Annotated in this window: 1 protein-coding gene; it reads right to left on the bottom strand. The window is 65.7% G+C overall.

Features of this window, described 5'->3' with window-relative positions:
* On the bottom strand, positions 1–636 hold a 636-nt coding region (locus tag A5622_RS21995), incomplete at both ends, for a class I SAM-dependent methyltransferase (protein ID WP_066881199.1).

The raw sequence follows: 636 nt of genomic DNA, 5'->3' as shown, positions 1-636 counted from the left end.
ACCCTTGCGGAAGAAGTTCTCGCAGCCGGTCAGGTAGTGCATGTACTTGTCGTAGACCTCTTCGGACTGCAGGGCGATCGCCTGCTCGCGATTGGCCTCGAGTGCCTCGGCCCACAGGTCCAAGGTCCTGGCGTAGTGCAGCTGCAGCGACTGGACGCGGGTCAGGTCGAAGCCCGCGGTCACTCCGTACTCGCCGACGGTCTGCGGCGTCGGCAGCCAACCGCCGGGGAAGATCTCGGCCAGGATGAACTGCGAGAACTGCACGATTTCGTGGGTCAGCTTCAGGCCCTTGGCCCGCGCGTCTTTGAACGACGGCCGAACGATGGTGTGCAGCAACATCACTCCGCCGGGCGGCAGCGCCTGGTAGGCCATTTTGAAGAAGCGGCCGTAGCGCTGCCGGCCGAAGTGCTCGAACGCGCCGATGGACACGATGCGGTCCACGGGCTCGTGGAACTTCTCCCAGCCCTCCAGCAGCACCCGCCGGCTGCGGGGGGTGTCCATCTGATCGAAGGACTGCTGCACGTGCTCGGCCTGGTTTTCCGACAGCGTGAGGCCGACGACGTTGACGTCGAACTTCTCGATGGCCCGCCGCAGGGTGGCCCCCCAGCCGCAACCGATGTCCAGCAGCGTCATCCC

The sequence above is a fragment of the Mycobacterium sp. 1245801.1 genome, from assembly GCF_001673055.1.
GTDB classification, from domain to species: domain Bacteria; phylum Actinomycetota; class Actinomycetes; order Mycobacteriales; family Mycobacteriaceae; genus Mycobacterium; species Mycobacterium europaeum_A.
This window is presented reverse-complemented; position numbering and strand designations above follow the sequence as displayed.